General features: G+C 50.7%; 17 protein-coding genes. 16 read left to right on the forward strand and 1 reads right to left on the reverse strand.

Annotated elements, in window-relative coordinates:
- The 10 genes from PSI15_RS14910 to ssb all read left to right on the forward strand — a co-directional run.
- Positions 1-1047 (forward strand): replicative DNA helicase (locus PSI15_RS14910; protein ID WP_273584202.1); only part of this gene is annotated, 1047 nt, incomplete at its 5' end.
- 3 nt (positions 1048-1050) lie between these two features.
- Positions 1051-2634, forward strand: a complete 1584-nt coding sequence (locus tag PSI15_RS14915) for a ParB family protein (protein ID WP_273584203.1) — start codon at positions 1051-1053, stop codon at positions 2632-2634.
- A gap of 81 nt (positions 2635-2715) precedes the next feature.
- Positions 2716-3294, forward strand: a complete 579-nt coding sequence (locus tag PSI15_RS14920; RefSeq protein WP_273584204.1) for a DUF2857 domain-containing protein — start codon at positions 2716-2718, stop codon at positions 3292-3294.
- A gap of 27 nt (positions 3295-3321) precedes the next feature.
- Positions 3322-3579 (forward strand): ParE family toxin-like protein, encoded by a 258-nt coding sequence (locus tag PSI15_RS14925; RefSeq protein WP_273584205.1) that lies wholly within the window; start codon positions 3322-3324, stop codon positions 3577-3579.
- Between the two features lie 97 nt (positions 3580-3676).
- Complete coding sequence (locus PSI15_RS14930; RefSeq protein WP_273584206.1) at positions 3677-4906, forward strand: STY4528 family pathogenicity island replication protein; 1230 nt, start codon at positions 3677-3679, stop codon at positions 4904-4906.
- A 345-nt stretch (positions 4907-5251) separates the two neighbouring features.
- On the forward strand, positions 5252-5980 hold the full coding sequence (locus PSI15_RS14935; protein WP_273584207.1) for a PFL_4669 family integrating conjugative element protein: 729 nt from the start codon (positions 5252-5254) through the stop codon (positions 5978-5980).
- Between the two features lies 1 nt (position 5981).
- Positions 5982-7988, forward strand: a complete 2007-nt coding sequence (locus PSI15_RS14940) for a DNA topoisomerase III (protein ID WP_273584208.1) — start codon at positions 5982-5984, stop codon at positions 7986-7988.
- Between the two features lie 314 nt (positions 7989-8302).
- Complete coding sequence (locus PSI15_RS14945; RefSeq protein ID WP_045969233.1) at positions 8303-8767, forward strand: STY4534 family ICE replication protein; 465 nt, start codon at positions 8303-8305, stop codon at positions 8765-8767.
- Between the two features lie 80 nt (positions 8768-8847).
- Positions 8848-9057, forward strand: a complete 210-nt coding sequence (locus tag PSI15_RS14950) for a hypothetical protein (protein ID WP_273584209.1) — start codon at positions 8848-8850, stop codon at positions 9055-9057.
- 16 nt (positions 9058-9073) lie between these two features.
- Positions 9074-9604: a single-stranded DNA-binding protein gene (ssb, locus tag PSI15_RS14955; protein WP_273584210.1), complete on the forward strand. Its 531-nt coding sequence runs from the start codon at positions 9074-9076 to the stop codon at positions 9602-9604.
- Positions 9605-9770: 166 nt separating this feature from the next.
- Here ssb and PSI15_RS14960 read toward each other — a convergent pair whose 3' ends face one another.
- Entirely contained in the window at positions 9771-10820 is a 1050-nt protein-coding gene (locus PSI15_RS14960) for an Abi family protein (protein WP_273584212.1), read from the reverse strand.
- Between the two features lie 614 nt (positions 10821-11434).
- On the opposite strand from PSI15_RS14960, the gene PSI15_RS14965 reads away from it, so the two are divergent.
- From PSI15_RS14965 to PSI15_RS14990, 6 genes are all read left to right on the forward strand, one after another.
- Complete coding sequence (locus PSI15_RS14965) at positions 11435-11719, forward strand: helix-turn-helix domain-containing protein (protein WP_443256099.1); 285 nt, start codon at positions 11435-11437, stop codon at positions 11717-11719.
- 108 nt (positions 11720-11827) lie between these two features.
- The gene (pilL2, locus tag PSI15_RS14970) at positions 11828-12361 is read left to right on the forward strand and encodes a PFGI-1 class ICE element type IV pilus protein PilL2 (RefSeq protein WP_273584213.1); all 534 of its coding nucleotides are present in this window, start codon (positions 11828-11830) and stop codon (positions 12359-12361) included.
- Positions 12361-13056 (forward strand): TIGR03759 family integrating conjugative element protein, encoded by a 696-nt coding sequence (locus tag PSI15_RS14975; protein WP_273584214.1) that lies wholly within the window; start codon positions 12361-12363, stop codon positions 13054-13056. The genes pilL2 and PSI15_RS14975 overlap by 1 nt, the downstream gene beginning before the upstream one ends.
- The gene (locus PSI15_RS14980; protein WP_273584215.1) at positions 13038-13580 is read left to right on the forward strand and encodes an integrating conjugative element protein; all 543 of its coding nucleotides are present in this window, start codon (positions 13038-13040) and stop codon (positions 13578-13580) included. The genes PSI15_RS14975 and PSI15_RS14980 overlap by 19 nt, the downstream gene beginning before the upstream one ends.
- Positions 13577-15640 (forward strand): type IV conjugative transfer system coupling protein TraD, encoded by a 2064-nt coding sequence (gene traD, locus PSI15_RS14985; RefSeq protein ID WP_273584216.1) that lies wholly within the window; start codon positions 13577-13579, stop codon positions 15638-15640. The genes PSI15_RS14980 and traD overlap by 4 nt, the downstream gene beginning before the upstream one ends.
- Positions 15612-16406, forward strand: coding sequence for a TIGR03747 family integrating conjugative element membrane protein (locus PSI15_RS14990; RefSeq protein ID WP_443256100.1), 795 nt, complete (start codon positions 15612-15614; stop codon positions 16404-16406). The genes traD and PSI15_RS14990 overlap by 29 nt, the downstream gene beginning before the upstream one ends.
- Positions 16407-17025 lie beyond the last annotated feature (619 nt).

A 17025-nucleotide genomic window follows, 5' to 3' on the forward strand; every position in this document is an offset into this window, starting at 1 on the left:
GCTCGTATTGTGGTAGAAAAAAGCCGCTTACGTCAGTTATTGATACTGTGTAATTCCCTTAGCGCGGAAGTCTTTCAGCCGAATATCCGTTCAGAAACCCTGATTGAACAAGCTGAAAGCCAGCTGTTTAATCTGGCGGAAAAAGGCGCTGTCCGGCAGCATCAGTCAGTGACCCTGCTGCAAGGGGCGGACGCCCTGATTTCCCATCTGGAGCGAATACAGGGCAGCAACGGGATTACCGGTACGCCAACGGGATTTCATCAACTGGATGAAAAAACCTGCGGTTTACAGCCCGGCGATTTGATTTTGCTGGCCGCCCGTCCTTCGATGGGCAAGACCGCGCTGGCTTTGGCCTGTTGTCTCGGCGCATTGCGGCATCGTGCCGATGCGGTGGTGCAGATTTTCAGTCTGGAAATGCCAACCTCACAACTGATGCTGCGTCTGTCTGCGATGGAAGGCGGAGTTGCTTTAACGGCCCTGCGCAGCGGGATACTGGATGATGAACAGTGGGGACGGATTAGTCAGAGTCTGGATCAGTTTGCCCAGTGGGATCAGCGGCTGATAATTGATGATTGCAGTTACCAGACCCCCGCGCTATTGCGTGCCCGCGCGCGCCGTTACACCCGTCAATATGGTCAGCCCGCCCTGATTATGGTGGACTATCTCCAGTTGATGTGTGCGCCCGGACAGGAAAACCGCACACAGGAAATTGCCGAAATCTCCCGCAGCCTGAAAGCCCTGGGCAAAGAGCTGAATTGCCCGGTACTGGCGCTGTCCCAGCTTAACCGCCAGGTCGAAAACCGATCCGACAAACGCCCCAATAACGGGGACTTGCGCGATTCCGGGTCACTGGAGCAGGATGCTGATTTGATCCTACATCTTTACCGCGACGAGGTCTATCACGCTGATACCCCGGACAGCGGTATCGCTGAAATCATTATCGGTAAACAGCGTCAGGGCCCGACGGGGACGGTGCGGGTGCGTTTTGACGGTCAATATACCCGTTTTTCGGACTTATCAGCAGACACCTATGGCTACGGGAGTTAAGTGATGGCACGGCAAAATCTCAATTTAGGCAATGCCCTGTTACAACCAGGTCGGCAGACGACGGCCACCATCAATGACAGCCCGCCGATGGCAGAAATGCCGATGGTACTGACGTTGGATCAACTGCGCCCCAACCCGGATAACCCCCGTACCGGGCGTAACCCACGCTATGACGATATCAAAAACTCGATAAAAGCCCGTGGATTGGATACGGTGCCGAAAGTGACCCGTGATCCGCAAGGCGAGGCGGTCTATATCTTCAGCGATGGCGGTAATACCCGTTACCAAATTCTGTCTGAACTGTGGCAGGAAACGGGCGATGAGCGTTTTTTCCGTATTCACTGCCTGTTTAAACCGTGGCCGGGCAGGTTGCAGTGTGTTATCGGGCATCTGGCCGAAAATGAGCTGCGGGGGGAACTCAGCTTTATTGAAAAAGCGCAGGGTATCCGCAAGGCAAGGGAGATTTATGAAGAGCAAAAACAGAAAAAAATCTCCCTGCGGGAATTCTCTGCATTGTTAAGTCAAGCGGGTTTTCCTGTCAGCGACGGTCACATCAGCCGGATGGAACATACCGTGAAGTACCTGTACCCGTGGATGCCTAACCTGCTGGAATCCGGGCTGGGTGCGCCACAGATAAGACCCTTGCTGGCCTTGAGGCAGGATGCCGAGGCGGTCTGGCAACAGCATATCATCAGTATAAACCCGGAACCCGTCTGTACCTTTGGCGACATCTTCGGGACTTGTTGCCGCAAATTTGATGCTCAGGAATCCTGGTCGCTGGAGATGTTCCGGGATGAACTGATCGGCGATTTATTACAGGCACTGCCGCACCCACAGCTGAATTACGACCGCTGGATGCTGGAACTCGATCCGAAGGAAAGTAACCGCAGGCAGCTCTTTGGTGAGCAGGTCACGGCATTTAAATATGTGCCGGTGCCAGAGAAATCTGAGACGGATAAGACGGAGCCAGTTCGAGTGCAAAAGTGGGAATCGAAGCCACGACGGATGTCTCAGCCTGCAACAGAGACGGTACCGGTGCCTGAAACCGTTATCTCATCATCTGATGAAGAACAATCGCCAGCCGTGTTTTCCAGCAAAAATCCGGTGATCCCGCCTTACCAGCCGGATAACCCGCCTGAAACTGAGTTGCCTGTTCCTGAGGCAGAGTGCCTGTCTTTTGCCCAAACCGGTCTGGAACCGGTCAGTTCAGTCTGGGAAATTTCCCCGATGCAGGACGATATTGAGCACCTGCAAGGCATGGCGTTTCGGCTGGCCTTTGAACTGGCGGAGGCCACGGGTTGTGAAAACGATGTGGTCTCTGCCCCGGATGAATTATCAGCAGGATACCGGCTGACTGAACCCCAACATGCCCAACCTTTTGCGCTGTTGCTGCTGTCCCTGACCGGCGAAATTCCACCGGAAATCAATCCCCTGACGCTGACCGACATTCTGCTTGGCAGCGCCGTGCAGGGGAAAACACCCTTACTGGATGATATTCAGACGGTGAAATTCCTACGTTTGATACGCCTTATCCGCCGCCTGCGCGAACTTCAGCGCCGGATACCCCCGGAGAATGTGATGACCTGATAACAGCGCGGGTTGAGGCGATCCGTTTTTCCAATTTGTTCACATCGTATTGATTGGCCTGATATTGGGAGGAAGCAGTGTATGAATCATTTATCGCAAGCGACCAACAGCCTGCTGATGCAGCTGGTGATGGATTTGAAGAACGGCTATATCCGCCGTTGTGAAGCATTGGGGCTGGCACCTTCGGAAATGCAGATGTTGCAGAACCTGACCCTGGAAGATTTGCACTACTTAGGCAACAGCCCGGTGTCAGTACTGACCGTGCATATTCATCACAGCAACCTCGCCCGCATATTGCATCAGGCGCGTCTTGAGCAGCAACGGACACAGCGCATTGACCGGGCACTGGGGTTGGGCGGTTCAATTGAAATGATGCGGTATTTTTTCGGCTTATCCAGTCTGGAAATTGCCGCCCGCCGGCGTATTGCGGGTATTGAAGTGCGTGCGGGGCGGGGACTGGTACTGACGGAAGCCGAAAACCGTGATTTATGGCAGCGCTGGCAGGCGGCGGCGGTCGCTGACGCAGACAGCGCGGCAGGACTGGATATCATGATGGATGTGGCGGAACGGAATGACGTCTCCTTAACCTCAGTCTGGAATGCAGTGAAAGAGTGGCAGCAATCCGCGTCACCGGGAATCGAACCCGCTACAACGAAATAGCGGGATGGCAGGGAGAGGAAGGAAACAATGTCAGGAAAACTCAGGGAAATGATGACCGGCCTGCATGTACCGCTGACGGCACCGCTGTCATTTTGCCGTAAGGCGCAACAGCAGGTGCGGCGGTATCAAAGGGGCGAGCGTAATTATGTCAGGTTAAAAGAAAAAGGCACGGGGTACCTGAAAATTAATGTGGGGCTGTTCTGGCGGCTGTTAAGCCGCAATGGCGGAAAATCCTGGGAACTGATGCACCATGAACGTTACAACAATGAAATCCGTAAATCATAAAGTGTGAAGTGTTGTCATTCTGCATCCGGTTAAGGCATACCGGGTGCAGCCCTGAGAATATTTTTGAAAACTGAAACATTGGAGATAAGGGAAGCTCATGGATCTGCCCGCAGACAGTCTAATCGCTCATACCATTGCCAAAATGAAAACCCGTCTGGAAACGCGTGCGGACGGGGATGTTTCACAACTTCGCAGTGGCCTGCTGTTTATGGGGAATATTCAGGATGCATATCCCCGGCGTTTATTGCTGGACAGCCGTCTGTCTCCGCTGGATAAAACGGGCTGGATGATGATCCGCCTGTATGCCCAACAGAATGAAGGGGCGGTTTTCCCCAGTTATGACGAATTGCAGGTGCTGCTGGCCTCGCCCTATAAAGGTAAGGCGTCCCGTGAAACGGTCAGTCGGGTGTTATTGATGTTGCGAATAACCGGCTGGCTGAGTTTATGCAAGCGCATTCGTGATGAGAATGGGCGGGTCAGGGGCAATATCTACGCCCAGCACGATGAACCGCTGACCTGCCGCGATGCAGAAACCTTCGATCCCGGCTGGCTGGATACGGTGGCCGAAGCGTGTCGCAGTAAAAACAGAACTATCAGCCAGACCGCCTGGGAGGTGCTGACAGAAATTAAAGCCGACCCACTGATGCGTCATCGTCACAGCCATATCCGTTTACTGGAAGATCGGCTGGGGGCGGCGCAAACTCCACAGCAGGCAGTGATGCGCCAGACGATAACATCGTCACCACCACAGCCGGTGATGCAAACCGAACCCGGCAGGAAAATACCGGATTCGGAAACCGAACTGAGTCGCCGAAAGCCGCAGCCTGAACTGAATTCGGAATCCGAACTCAGTATAAAATCAATGAGTTATCGTCAAACCACTAAACCGAACTGTAACGTACGTTCTTTCACACAGAGTGTGAATAAAAAAACGTACGTAGATCAGCAAGCTGGCATTTCTCTGCCTGAAGGGCTTTGCAGGCAACTGGAGCCGGAAGATGTGGTGATGTTGACCCGTCAGTTGCAAGCGCTACCGACAGAACAGGGACAAGTGGTGCTCATCAGTCTGGATAAAGCGTTATCCGCAGGCAAAATCGATAATCCGGTGGGCTGGTTGCTGGCGATGATGAAGCGGGCACGGGAAGGAAAATTGTATGTGCAGCCGGGTTCTTCGGCGGCGGTTCTGCCTGTAAAAACACGACCAGTATTGGCGGAGGAAAATCACCGTCCGACGTCACCTGCCTCGCAGGCGCATGTCCGCAGTGTGGTAAAAGACATCCGTCAGAGACTGAATCTGGCAAAATATCACCGAGATGTAACTGGTTAAAAAACGCGCTTTTCTGGCACTGCCAGCAGTGATTAAAAAAACCACCTGTTTATGATGGACTGGCTTCCCGTGGAACGACAAGCGGGTCAGGATGACATTGTGTTTTTCCTTTATTCCCGGCGGCGTTCCGGTTAGGTCAGGCTGCATAAGGCTTAGGTTTTGTGGTTGTATAAATATCGAACGCTGCTGGCACTGCCAGCAGTGCCTGAAAAACAATCAATCTTAACATCAAGTCAATCCAGCCGATTTTTCCTTTTGTCTCATAACTGATTATCCATTGAGTCCCGGACACCTTTGCCCTGATAGTCCCACAGACTTATCCAGGCCAAACAGGAGTCCCAATTCATGTCTGATTCTGAAGAAAAACTATCATCTCCGCCGCGTTTGCGTGCCGGCGTATTAAAATCCGCTTTAACGATTGAACTGCATACTCACTATGCGATCCGGCTCTGGGAGGGGCGCAGACGGGAGGAGTTCATCAATAATCCGCGTCAGTTTTCAGAGATTCTCGGTATGCCGCAGGTGATCAAACGCGCTGGTAATATCAGTGTCGATTCGGCCACTGATAACCCTTATGCCGATGTCTGGCTGGTCAAACTGGAGCAGGCACTGGATGCTGCCTCCGCAAACCTTCAGCAGGGCATTGCCAGCTTGCAGGATATCCTGACTTCCCTGCCGAAGCAGATTATCTTATCTTCCGTTTCCTCCGTCGAACCCCTGAATATCGGTGTCTACAGTCATTCCCCTCTGGGCTATCGCTGTGTCTGGTTGCTGGTCGGTTTCGATCAGCTGGCGATGAAAACCTTTCAGGCCTTTCATTATGGATTGATTTCACGCTCAGAGCGTGATGCGTCATTGCACAATGGCAGCCATGCCGTCCGCCAGATTTACGGCATTGTGCGCTCTTACCGTTCACTGCCCGTTACCCGGCGTGATATTGAGGCAAAAACCCCGGCAGGCCTTGAGGCGATTAAACGGCTGGGTGAACCCCGCCCTGAGATTCTGTCGGGTCAGTTGCGTTCGGCATTCTCTCCACCGTTGCGTTCGGTTAAACAGGATGAAAGGAGGGAATGAGATGCCGCTTTATCTGTGTGAGAAGCCCTCCCAGGCCAAAGATATTGCCAGAGTGCTGGGTGTGAAGCAGCGCGGGAAAGGGTATTTCTTTGGTGCCGGTATCACCGTCACCTGGGCGATTGGTCATTTACTGGAGATGGCCGCGCCGGAACATTATGGTGAACAATTTGGTCCGCCGTGGCGCATGGAAGCCCTGCCGGTGCTGCCTGCGCAATGGCAATGGGCCGTGAAAAAAGAGACTGCCGACCAATTTGCGGTCATTAAACAGTTATTGAAACAGGCGGATGAGGTGATTATTGCCACCGATGCCGACCGGGAAGGGGAAGTGATTGCCCGTGAACTGCTGGAGTATTGCCGTTTCACGGGGACGGTCAGGCGGCTCTGGTTGTCAGCACTGGATGACACCAGTATCCGGCAGGCCTTAGCGGCAATCTTACCGGGCGAGAAAACCGAACCGTTATATCAGGCCGGATTAGGGCGGGCACGGGCGGACTGGTTGATGGGGATCAATCTGACCCGTCTGTATACCCTGAAAGCGCAGGCGCAGGGCTTTGGGGAGGTGCTGTCTATCGGGCGGGTACAGACACCGACGTTGGCACTGGTCGTGAACCGGGATAAAATCATTGCCCGTTTTGTGCCAACCCCCTACTGGCAGGTGGTTGTCGGGCTGGAAAAAGAGAACACCCGTTTTCAGGCCGGATGGTTGCCGGCGGCAGAGTATTGTGATGAAGAGAAACGCTGTATCCGGCAGGATGTGGCTCAGGCGGTGCTGCAACAGTGTCAGCAAACGGCGCAGGCGACAGTCATCGAAGTGAGTAAAAAACGGGAGAAAACCCCGCCGCCGCGCTGTTTTGATTTGGGCACGCTACAGCAGGTTGCTTCCCGCCAATGGGGCATGGGTGCCAGTCAGGTGCTGGCAATTGCCCAGTCCCTGTACGAGACCCATAAGGCAACGACCTATCCGCGCACGGATTGCGGTTATCTGCCGACCTCCATGCAGGCCGATATCCCAGTGGTTCTGACAGCACTGGCACGCACTGATCCGGCCATGACGGTCATTATCAACCCATTGGATAAGCAATGTGTTTCCCGCATCTGGAATGACAGCAAAATCACGGCCCACCATGCCATTATTCCCACTCGTCATGCCTTTGATATCACCCGGTTAACCGCTGATGAGTTAAAGGTTTATCAGCTTATCCGTCGGTATTATCTGGCGCAATTTCTGCCGGCGCAGGAATCGGATGTGACCGAGGTGATGCTGGATATCGGCGGGCAACGGTTCCGGGTCAAAGGCCGGATCAATGTTATCACGGGCTGGAAGGCGCTGTTTGCCGATGAGACGGGAGAGCATCAAAAAGAAGAAGAGAAAGAGGCTGATTTACCGCTGCCGGCATTGGATCAGGGAGACCGGTGTCAGGTGATTGACGCGAAAATCCGGTCACTGCAAACCAAACCGCCCGCCCCTTTTACCGAAGGGACCTTGATTGCGGCAATGAAAAATGCCGCCGCTCTGGTCAGTGATCCACAATTAAAGAAAGTCTTGCGGGAGAGTGCCGGATTAGGTACGGAAGCGACCCGTGCCAATATTCTGGACACGCTGTTTAAACGGCAACTGATTGAGCGGAAAAAACAACAGATTCATTCGACCCCGCTGGCACAGGAGCTGATTGCCGGGCTGCCGGATGTGCTGACCCATCCGGGGATGACCGCATTATGGGAACAGTCTCTTGATGATATCGCGCAGGGCAACGCACAGCTGGCAGTTTTTATGCAAAAACAGGTGCAATGGCTTCAGCATCTGATTGAACGGGGAAAGGCACAACCGCTTCACCTGACCTTACCGAAAACGCCGGTTTGTCCGGTGTGCGGCAGTATGATGCAAAAACGGCAGGGAAAAACCTCGCCGTTCTGGGGTTGTGTCAATTATCCGGCCTGCAAGGGAACGCTGAATGCCAGGGCCGTGACGCAATCGCGCAGGGTCAGGCGGGGAAATCAGAAAGCGTGAAGATCTGATTGTTGATTGACGGTTTGGTGTGGTGTTCTAAAAATCAACCTGTTTACCTGAATGATCTGTGAGCCTGCAAAGATCGCCTCCGGGTGGCTGGAAAACTCCTGTAGCCTGCAAGGGAGAGCGTCACGCGGTACATCTGCGCACCTTTGGAAGCAGATATTGCCAACATCAGGGCAATGAAGGTTATTTATCACTTATCAGGCAGCCAGACAACGTGCACGTCCGGCACCCGGCGGGAAAACCACTCCCGTCAGGGAAGGGAATTTTCTCCGTCACACCGTATTTTTTACCTCTATGGAGAACTTCTTATGTCTGAGAATACAACGCCATTAACCAAAAATGATTATTTCAATCTGAACATTAAAGGACTGGGTTATTTGAATAACATTCGCCATGTCAGCACCGCCAGCGGCACGTTCCTGAGCTGTGTGATTAACGCGCTGAACGGGCCCAGTGATAATCCGGTCTATGTGCGTTTTGATATTACCGTCGTCGGCAAGGAGGCGACCAGTCTGGTCGGTCGTTGCCAGAAAGCGGTTGATGAGGATAAAAAAGTGCTGCTGGGTTTTACCCTAAGCAACCCTTCAACCGATATTTTTACCCTGAAACGCGGTGATCATGCCGGCGAACAGCGCGTCAGCCTGAAAGCCCGCCTGATCAAAGTCGACTGGATTAAAATTGGCCAGGAGAAAGTGTATCAGGCCGAACAATCCGACTCAACGCCGCCGCAGAACGGCATCACGCAACAAGAATATGCAGAAAACTCGTTCTGATATTCATCATCTGTTTGGCTTGCCCTGGATCGTCGTATTCAGGGCAGGTCCCCTTAATGATCACAAAACAGGATACCGCCATGAATGTTGCATCAATTGGTTTTCTGGCCCTGCAATATTGTCATAAGCAATTACCGTTAACGGTATTGCAAACCCGTGCGGGCTTTTATATCGGAACGATGGAGGACGGCGTGCCGTGTTCCCGTGAATCGGTGGAATATTTTGCCAGCCGCGTGCAGGCAGAATTTGCCCTGAAGCAGGGGCAGTGGACACAACGTCAGTCAGTTTAACAGGGAGAAAAATAGCATGTCTTCGCGTGGTATTAACAAGGTGATTTTAGTCGGGTTTCTGGGGCAAGATCCGGAAATCCGTTATCTGCCCGCCGGCGGAACCGTGGCAACACTTTCACTGGCCACCTCGGAAAGTTGGCGTGATAAACAAACCGGTGAACTGCGGGAAAAAACCGAATGGCACCGGGTGGTGATCTTCGGCAAATTAGCGGAAATCGCGGCGGAGTATTTGCAGAAAGGCTCTCAGGTGTATATTGAAGGCCAGCTGCAAACACGCAAGTGGCAGGATAACCAGGGGCAGGATCGCTATTCAACCGAAGTGGTGGTGAATGTGAACGGCACGATGCAGATGTTGGGCAGTCGTCATGATTCAAAGAGTGCGGTGCCTCAGCAGGCAGGGAATAAGTCGCCACAGCCACAGAAACAACCACCTTCTCAACCTCAACCCCAATCCGTTAATAAGGAAAGAAAAAACACGCGTGCGGTACAGGTTTCAGCCTTACAGGAAGAGGAAAACGTTGACTGGAATGATGAGATCCCTTTTTGAGTGGTTCTTTATTATTAACCTATTGCCCTGTTGAAACAGGGCTTATTTTTACCATTGAGTCATTCTTTATTTCTGCTATAGGTTTTTATCACGTGTAAAACTCGATAATTCTAATTCATACTTTCACATAATCGGTAATTTCACAGTAAAGTGTTGGAAACACAATCTACACTTTGATGATCTTTTTTGCATTAGGATAGCGTGTAATACTTGGCTCAGGATAATATTTCACTAAATCATGCTCCCGATATTCTCCAATCTCATCATGAATTTCTTCTTTTTTCCCAAAAAATATGACTTTATCTTTTTTGCTCTTTATTAAAATGTGATTATCAGAAATATGAATAACTTCTCCAATATGAGATGTGTCTAAAATTATGGACTTTCCCCACTCTTTATTAATTGGTAGTGATGGTATCCCTCCGGGAAGTTGTTTATTTTTCCAAAGTGCATGGATACTGCATAACTCTGCCATTTTTTGATTATTTTCGATGATATCCAGCAGTTTCAGATTAGAAGGATTTATCCAATAAATCACTTTTAAACAACGCTCATAGTGCTCAATCACTTTGTTGATGATATCTTCAACCTGATATGCTTTTTGATTACGCCATAGTGGTTCATGGTGAGAAAGTCGGTTACGAATTTTATTAATTTCTTTTAGTTCATTACCGATACTGTTAATTGATAATGGGCGACCTGTCTGGGTATTCAAGGCATTCGGGAAAACCAAGCCTCTCAAATGTGGCCAAAGGACTAAATAAGACTTTTTCTGAATATCAAAATCATTTCTGACCATAGAAACCCAGAAACCAAAGGTAAGTTTGGCGATAATATTTTCAGGTGTGTGAGGTTTTTTCTCTTTGTCTAATTGATTTATAGCGGTCTGAATACTCTTATGAGCGCCGGGATTATTCCGTTGTGTGAACGCAGTAACGAACCAACTACGATCTATTTGGGATTTTTTCTCTTTCCAGGCATGGCTGGCAAACTTGCGCTCAATCCGTTCTTCCTCATATTGAATATAGGATTGATAGATAGCATTACGTAATGAGATCTCAACGACCTGCAATGCAGGTAAGAAAACACTGGCCAGTTGTTTATTCCACAGATAAATGCCCAGGCACTGTTCGGAAGAGGTTCCACCAAGGATAGGTGACTGATAGGTGGCAAATCTAGAAGCGGATAGTGATTGAGTAATTGCTTCAATAGTCATTGTGTTACTATGTCCTTTGTGAATTTAGCGTAGTATACCGTTGTTTAATTTAGATTTATACGGCGTGAGCAAGACACATTGACGTGTTTTATTGAGTGAGATATAATCTTTACCCAGAGGCAACTCTACTTGTGTAAGCACCCGCCCCTACTCATTGTGACGGTCGGCGTGTGAAGAATATTTTCGAAAAAGGCTCCTTCAGGGGCCTTTTTTGATCCCGATTGTCAGCCATCCTATGACAGGTATTCATTTTTTCCGTGCTTTATTTTGAATTATTTGTATAATAAGGAAAAGTCTCATCATATTGATATTAAAGTGAATTAATTCAACTTAATCGCTTTGATTACCTGATTTACTTATTAAACTTACCAGTTCGATTATTGAATTAGCTAACACAATTCGTTAAAGTAAAAAAGCTATCGGCACATCCGATAGTCGGGGAGTTGCGACCCTGAGAAACACTCCACTGGTAGGATATTTCTACCAGTGTGTCTGCTATCACCCTTTCAATGGTGGTTCAGGCGGTGGAGACTCACGTCTCACCGGTCGAGTGTTTCCGGTATCGCAAACTCCGCTTGAACTACCACCAATAATCAAGAAAAGGGGAAGCAGGTATGACTATGACTCACACTCAGAAAGACTGGCACCCAGCCGAAATTATTTGTGCATTACGCAAACGTGGTACGACACTCGCCGCCGTTTCCCGCGAAGCCGGATTAAGCTCTTCAACCCTCGCCAACACCCTGTCACGCGCCTGGCCAAAAGGGGAATGGATCATTGCGAATTACCTCGACGTTCATCCCTCTGAAATCTGGCCGAGCCGTTATTTTGACCAGAATGGTCAGTTGATTGAGCGTGCGGCGCGCAAAGCGGTTTCAGCAGGGCCTTCAGAGCAATAAGCGATAACGTTTTTATTTTCCCAAAGGCAGTTCCAGTTGTTGATTGAATAAATCCTGTTATTTCCTGCACAGTCAAGGGTATTTTATTGCCGGGCAGGAATAACAGGAATGAAAATAACAGTATTCATTGGCGTCTTGGCCATTATCCTGGCGGGTTGCCATGCCCCGTCAAAACAACCACAATTTCAGCGTGCTTCCGAAAACGTGGTTGCAGTCACACCGATCACACGCAATATTCAGCCCGCCTTACCTGATATTTATCAACACACGCCGGAAGTCGTTCGTTATGGCCGTTATCTGCTGGTCAGCACTGACCCGACAGAGGCACAGCATAACCCGCTTGCCCAACTGGTTGATATTCATATCCCGGCTTCACAGAACCCCACAATTGCCGATGCCATGCGTTATGTGTTGCGTCAATCGGGTTACACGTTATGTGCGCCTGAAAAAACTAATGACATTTTATACCGCCAGCCACTGCCGTCGGTGCACGCCCAGTTAGGCCCTGTCCGGTTGCGCACGGCGTTGCAGATTATGGCCGGTCCGGCCTGGCAACTGGAAGTGGATGAGGTACAACGTGCGGTTTGCCATCACTTGCGGCAGGGCTATCAGCTCCCGCAACCTCAGCCGGGAGGCCGTTGATGAGACTAAATCGAATCGGTCTGGTGGCGTGCGTACTGCTAAGCGGTTCAGCGTGGTCAGCCACACCGGCACCGTTAACGTCGCAGCCGGTGCAATCGGTGGAAAGCCAAAAGCAATCCTTGAAAATCCAGGCTGAACAATGGGGATTACGGGCGGATGAATATCAGCGTTATCAGCAATTACTTAAGGGACCCAGGGGGATTCAGTCACCGGGACTTGATCCGCTGACGATACTGGGGATTGAAGCTGAAAATGATGCCGAGCGCCGCCGTTATGCCGAGCAGTGGGTTAAGGCCGAATTTGCCCGCGCCGAAAAAGAATTACGTTTTCAGCGTGCAGTGGATGCGGCCTGGCAGCGGCTGTTTCCGGATATGTTGCCGGTCAATATGGCAAAATCCCGTGAGGCTAATGGCCGTCTGGCGCTGTTTGTCAAAGCCAACGATTGCCCGGCGTGTGACACCCGTTTAGCCGAAGTGCTGGCCGTCAATCAGCCGGTCGATATCTATCTGGTCGACAGTCAGGGTAATGACAACCTGTTACGGCAGTGGGCCAACGCGCACCATATTCCCGTTGAACGGGTACGCCACCGGCAAATCACGCTCAATCATGATGCGGGGTATTGGTTCCGGTTTGGGCAGGGCGTCATGCCGGTCTTATTGCGACAGGGAGAGCAGGGATGGCATATCACGTCATGATAATGAAAGGGTTGCGCGTATTCCCCATTATCGGGATGCTCTGGTTCAATACCTGCCATGCGGAGCTGAACGTCATTGCCGATTTAGGCGGCAAAGATGCCTCGCCTTTTTATGAAAGCATTAATGCTGAGCAACGCGATGATCCTTTGTCACCGATGCAGAATTCCTCCCCCGAAATGGCCGGTGAAGCTGCGATGTTGCCTGTCAGAACACCGGAACTGACGCCGGGGAAAGTGGCAAGCCGACCGCTGCAACTGCCGGGGATTGGCGCATTGTTTCTGATTGGCGATGATCCCGATTCACGCCAATGGGTAAGCCAGCATGCTGTGCGGCTTAAGGCACTGCACGCTGTGGGTCTGGTGGTCAATGTCCGTGAGAGGGCGGGTTTACAGTCACTGCGGGCATCAGCACCAGATTTATTGTTATCGCCGGCTTCCGGCACCGAGCTGGCCCGCCGTCTGCAACTGCGACATTATCCGGTGTTGATCACTGATACCCAACTTTCCCAGCAGTTGTCACCATGAGCCGACGTTATGTGGTTGAAGCCCTGCTGCGCCCTGCCGTCGAGCTGAATACGGCGCTGGTCTCCGCCGTGGCCGCGTTTGTCTGTATCAGGGCACCCTGGGCCATCGCGTTAGCCCCCTCCGTCAGCTATGTGATGGGCGGCGGTTTTGCTGTACTGGCGATAATGCGCACATGGCAGGGCATTCAGGTCATCCGTTATCGCAGAAACCTGCGCCGTCTGCCGCGTTACCAGATGAGCACCAGGCAAATTCCCGTCAGTCACCGGCAGTTGTTTCTGGGCAAGGGCTTTCGCTGGCAGCAAAAACATACCCAGCGTTTGCAGGAGACCCGCCGGCCCGAAGTCGAACGATTTGTGCAGCCCTCTCATATCTATCAGCTTGCCCGCGCACTGGAGCGCAGAACCGAATACCGTTGGCCGACATTATCTGCGTTATTACGCAAAGACTCGCCATTTAATCCGGTACGCCCGCTGCCACCGGTGGGTGGCAATCCGGCTATCCATGGGATTGAGCCACAGGAAGCTGATGTTTTTATGGATCTGCGCGAACGGGTCGGGCATACGCTGGTGATGGGGACTACCCGTGTGGGGAAAACCCGGCTGGCTGAACTGCTTATCACGCAGGATATCCGGCGCGGTGAAGTGGTGATTGTCTTTGATCCCAAAGGGGATGCTGACCTGTTAAGACGTATCTGGGCAGAAGCGCACCGTGCGGATCGCGCCAATGCACTCTCCCTCTTTCATCTGGGCTGGCCGGAGATTTCAGCCCGTTATAACGCCGTCGGGCGGTTTGGCCGGGTATCCGAAGTCGCTTCCCGTCTGGCCGGGCAACTCAGTGGTGAAGGCAACAGTGCCGCGTTTCGTGAGTTTGCCTGGCGGTTTGTCAATATTGTTGCCCGTGCGCTGGTTGCCCTGGGGCACCGGCCGGATTACACGTTGATCACCCGTTACGTGAATAATATCAGTGAACTGTATCAGCTGTATGCCAGAAAAATGATGGAAGAAAGGATGCCGGTATTGTTAGCGCAAATCAATCATTCCCTCAGCAAACTGAAAGAAAAAGACATTCCGCGCAATATGCAGGGGCAGCCCGATGCCCTGCGGCTCTGGGCGATGGAAATGACGCTGAGTTCTGACGCAGGCAAGCAACTCTATGATCCGATTCTGGATGGGTTACGTTCTGCCGTGCGTTATGACCGGACCTATTTTGATAAAATTGTCGCGTCCTTATTGCCGCTGCTGGAAAAACTGACGACAGGCAAAATTGCGGAACTGTTATCGCCGGATTACCTCAATATGACGGATCTGCGGCCCATCTTTGACTGGGAGCAGGTGATCCGCAAAAACGGCATTGTCTATATCGGGCTGGATGCGCTGTCTGACAGTGATGTGGCCTCAGCCGTGGGCAACAGCATGTTTGCGGATTTGGTCAGTGTCGCCGGACAGATTTATAAATACGGCATGAACGCCGGATTGCCGGTGCGCCATGATGGCAAACTGGCAATTAACCTGCATTGTGATGAATTTAACGAGTTGATGGGCGATGAGTTTATTCCGCTGATCAATAAAGGCGGCGGGGCTGGGATGCAGGTGACGGCGTATACCCAAACGTCGTCGGATATTGAAGCCCGTATCGGCAGCCCGGCCAAAACGGCGCAGGTGATCGGTAACTTCAATACCCTGATTATGTTGCGGGTGCGGGATAACCGGACGGCGGAACTCCTCACCAGCCAGTTGCCCGAAGTGGAAATTTACAGTAAAACGCTGGTCTCCGGGCATTCGGATATTGCTGATGTTGAGCAGGGGCAGGATTTTACTTCCTCAACCCAGGATCGGGTAGGGACGGTCAAAACGCCGTTGGTGACCCCCGCAGAGATGATTAACCTGCCGAAAGGGCAGGCGTTCGCGTTACTGGAAGGTGGACAGTTATGGAAAATTCGTATGCCGTTGCCAACGGGAGATGACAATGATGCGCTGATGCCGGCAAATTTGCAGAAAATCACCGAGCAGATGCGTAAGCATTACCGCACCAGTGAATCCTGGTGGGAAGAGCACGGGTAATCTCCGCAATGGCACAGTCAGTACCCCTTCCCGTCAACAATCCAAACCGCCGCGCAAACATGGTCTTTTGTACTGCGTGTTATGGGAATGGCCGTGGAAAATTACCGGCTTTGTTGTGATGTCCTGGCTATTCAGTTTGTTGCTGGAATATCTCGGGATGGCGTTTTTCTGGCCGGAACTGGGCGCATCTCACAGCCGGCAGATGATGAAGACAGAGCTGCAATATCTCTCCACAGAGTTTACCCAGAGCCTTTTGTTGTCAGAACCTTCACAAACGGTTTCAGCATGGCTGGTGCAGGCTTACCAATGGCTGTTTGTGGACAGTGGTTTTATTGGTTGGGTTCAGGGGCAGTCATATTATCAGTTACATATCGGTAATGATTTTATGCGTGAGTTTAATGCGGCATTACAGGGGGTATCGAGCTATTTGAAGGAGTATTGGCTGGCGACGGTGTTTATCACGATGGTAACACTGATCCGGCTGGCCATTCTGCTGTTATCCGTTCCCTTATTTGTGATGGTGGTGTTAATTGCTCTGGTTGACGGGCTGGGACGGCGCGATTTGCGGCGTTACGGGGCAGGGTATGAATCCAGTTTTGTCTATCATCATGCCAAGCGTGGGATTAAACCTGCCTGTACCGTTCCCTGTGTGCTGTATTTATCCTGGCCGGATACAATCTATCCCACGGTGATATTGTTGCCTGCGGCGGTATTGCTAGGCATCGTAGTGGTGATAACGGCCTCGATGTTTAAAAAGTATATATGAAGCTGGATTAACACAAGACATAGCAGCATCAGCTAATAACATCAATCCTATTTTTGATCTGTATTCCATTATCGGTTTAAAGAGAGGGACAGCGTATTGTATTCATATTATACTTGCTTATTTATTTAATTGGAAAAATGAAGGTTAAAATGAAATGCTTTTTTGATTATTTAGTTCATAATCATACAAGCGTATTAGCATTGTTTGGCGCGTTTTTTTCTGGTATTGGAATAGTGATTCACTTCATTTATAAAAGCTTGACTTTATTTAGCAACAGAAGGATATCAAAGAATAAATATTATATTAATGAGTATGCTAATATTATAGGTGATGAAAATAAAAAATACATAGAAGATATCATCACAGCCGAAGTGATGTTTAAGGTAACAAAAATTAGGTCACCAAAATTAAGAAATATAATTTCAAAGCTCGATCGCAATGGTGTTAGAACTGATTATATTCGTGATATTAAAAAATTAAATCCGATATTCCGCACCACTTTCAGGAATAAAATGATTCATAGAATTGTCCCAATATTTTCAGCAATTCATGTTGATATTCCCGCATTCCCGTCACCATTCGATGCCCTTGAAACTCGAACGTACTGATACCTTCAAAG

Origin of the sequence: Xenorhabdus sp. PR6a (assembly GCF_028599065.1) — a bacterium.
In the GTDB taxonomy this organism is placed as follows: domain Bacteria; phylum Pseudomonadota; class Gammaproteobacteria; order Enterobacterales; family Enterobacteriaceae; genus Xenorhabdus; species Xenorhabdus doucetiae.

Coding starts and splice junctions, on each gene's coding strand:
- PSI15_RS14915 (WP_273584203.1), top strand. CDS start 1,051: ATGGCACGGCAAAATCTCAATTTAGGCAATGCCCTGTTACAACCAGGT.
- PSI15_RS14920 (WP_273584204.1), top strand. CDS start 2,716: ATGAATCATTTATCGCAAGCGACCAACAGCCTGCTGATGCAGCTGGTG.
- PSI15_RS14925 (WP_273584205.1), top strand. CDS start 3,322: ATGTCAGGAAAACTCAGGGAAATGATGACCGGCCTGCATGTACCGCTG.
- PSI15_RS14930 (WP_273584206.1), top strand. CDS start 3,677: ATGGATCTGCCCGCAGACAGTCTAATCGCTCATACCATTGCCAAAATG.
- PSI15_RS14935 (WP_273584207.1), top strand. CDS start 5,252: ATGTCTGATTCTGAAGAAAAACTATCATCTCCGCCGCGTTTGCGTGCC.
- PSI15_RS14940 (WP_273584208.1), top strand. CDS start 5,982: ATGCCGCTTTATCTGTGTGAGAAGCCCTCCCAGGCCAAAGATATTGCC.
- PSI15_RS14945 (WP_045969233.1), top strand. CDS start 8,303: ATGTCTGAGAATACAACGCCATTAACCAAAAATGATTATTTCAATCTG.
- PSI15_RS14950 (WP_273584209.1), top strand. CDS start 8,848: ATGAATGTTGCATCAATTGGTTTTCTGGCCCTGCAATATTGTCATAAG.
- ssb (WP_273584210.1), top strand. CDS start 9,074: ATGTCTTCGCGTGGTATTAACAAGGTGATTTTAGTCGGGTTTCTGGGG.
- PSI15_RS14960 (WP_273584212.1), bottom strand. CDS start 10,820: ATGACTATTGAAGCAATTACTCAATCACTATCCGCTTCTAGATTTGCC.
- PSI15_RS14965 (WP_443256099.1), top strand. CDS start 11,435: ATGACTATGACTCACACTCAGAAAGACTGGCACCCAGCCGAAATTATT.
- pilL2 (WP_273584213.1), top strand. CDS start 11,828: ATGAAAATAACAGTATTCATTGGCGTCTTGGCCATTATCCTGGCGGGT.
- PSI15_RS14975 (WP_273584214.1), top strand. CDS start 12,361: ATGAGACTAAATCGAATCGGTCTGGTGGCGTGCGTACTGCTAAGCGGT.
- PSI15_RS14980 (WP_273584215.1), top strand. CDS start 13,038: ATGGCATATCACGTCATGATAATGAAAGGGTTGCGCGTATTCCCCATT.
- traD (WP_273584216.1), top strand. CDS start 13,577: ATGAGCCGACGTTATGTGGTTGAAGCCCTGCTGCGCCCTGCCGTCGAG.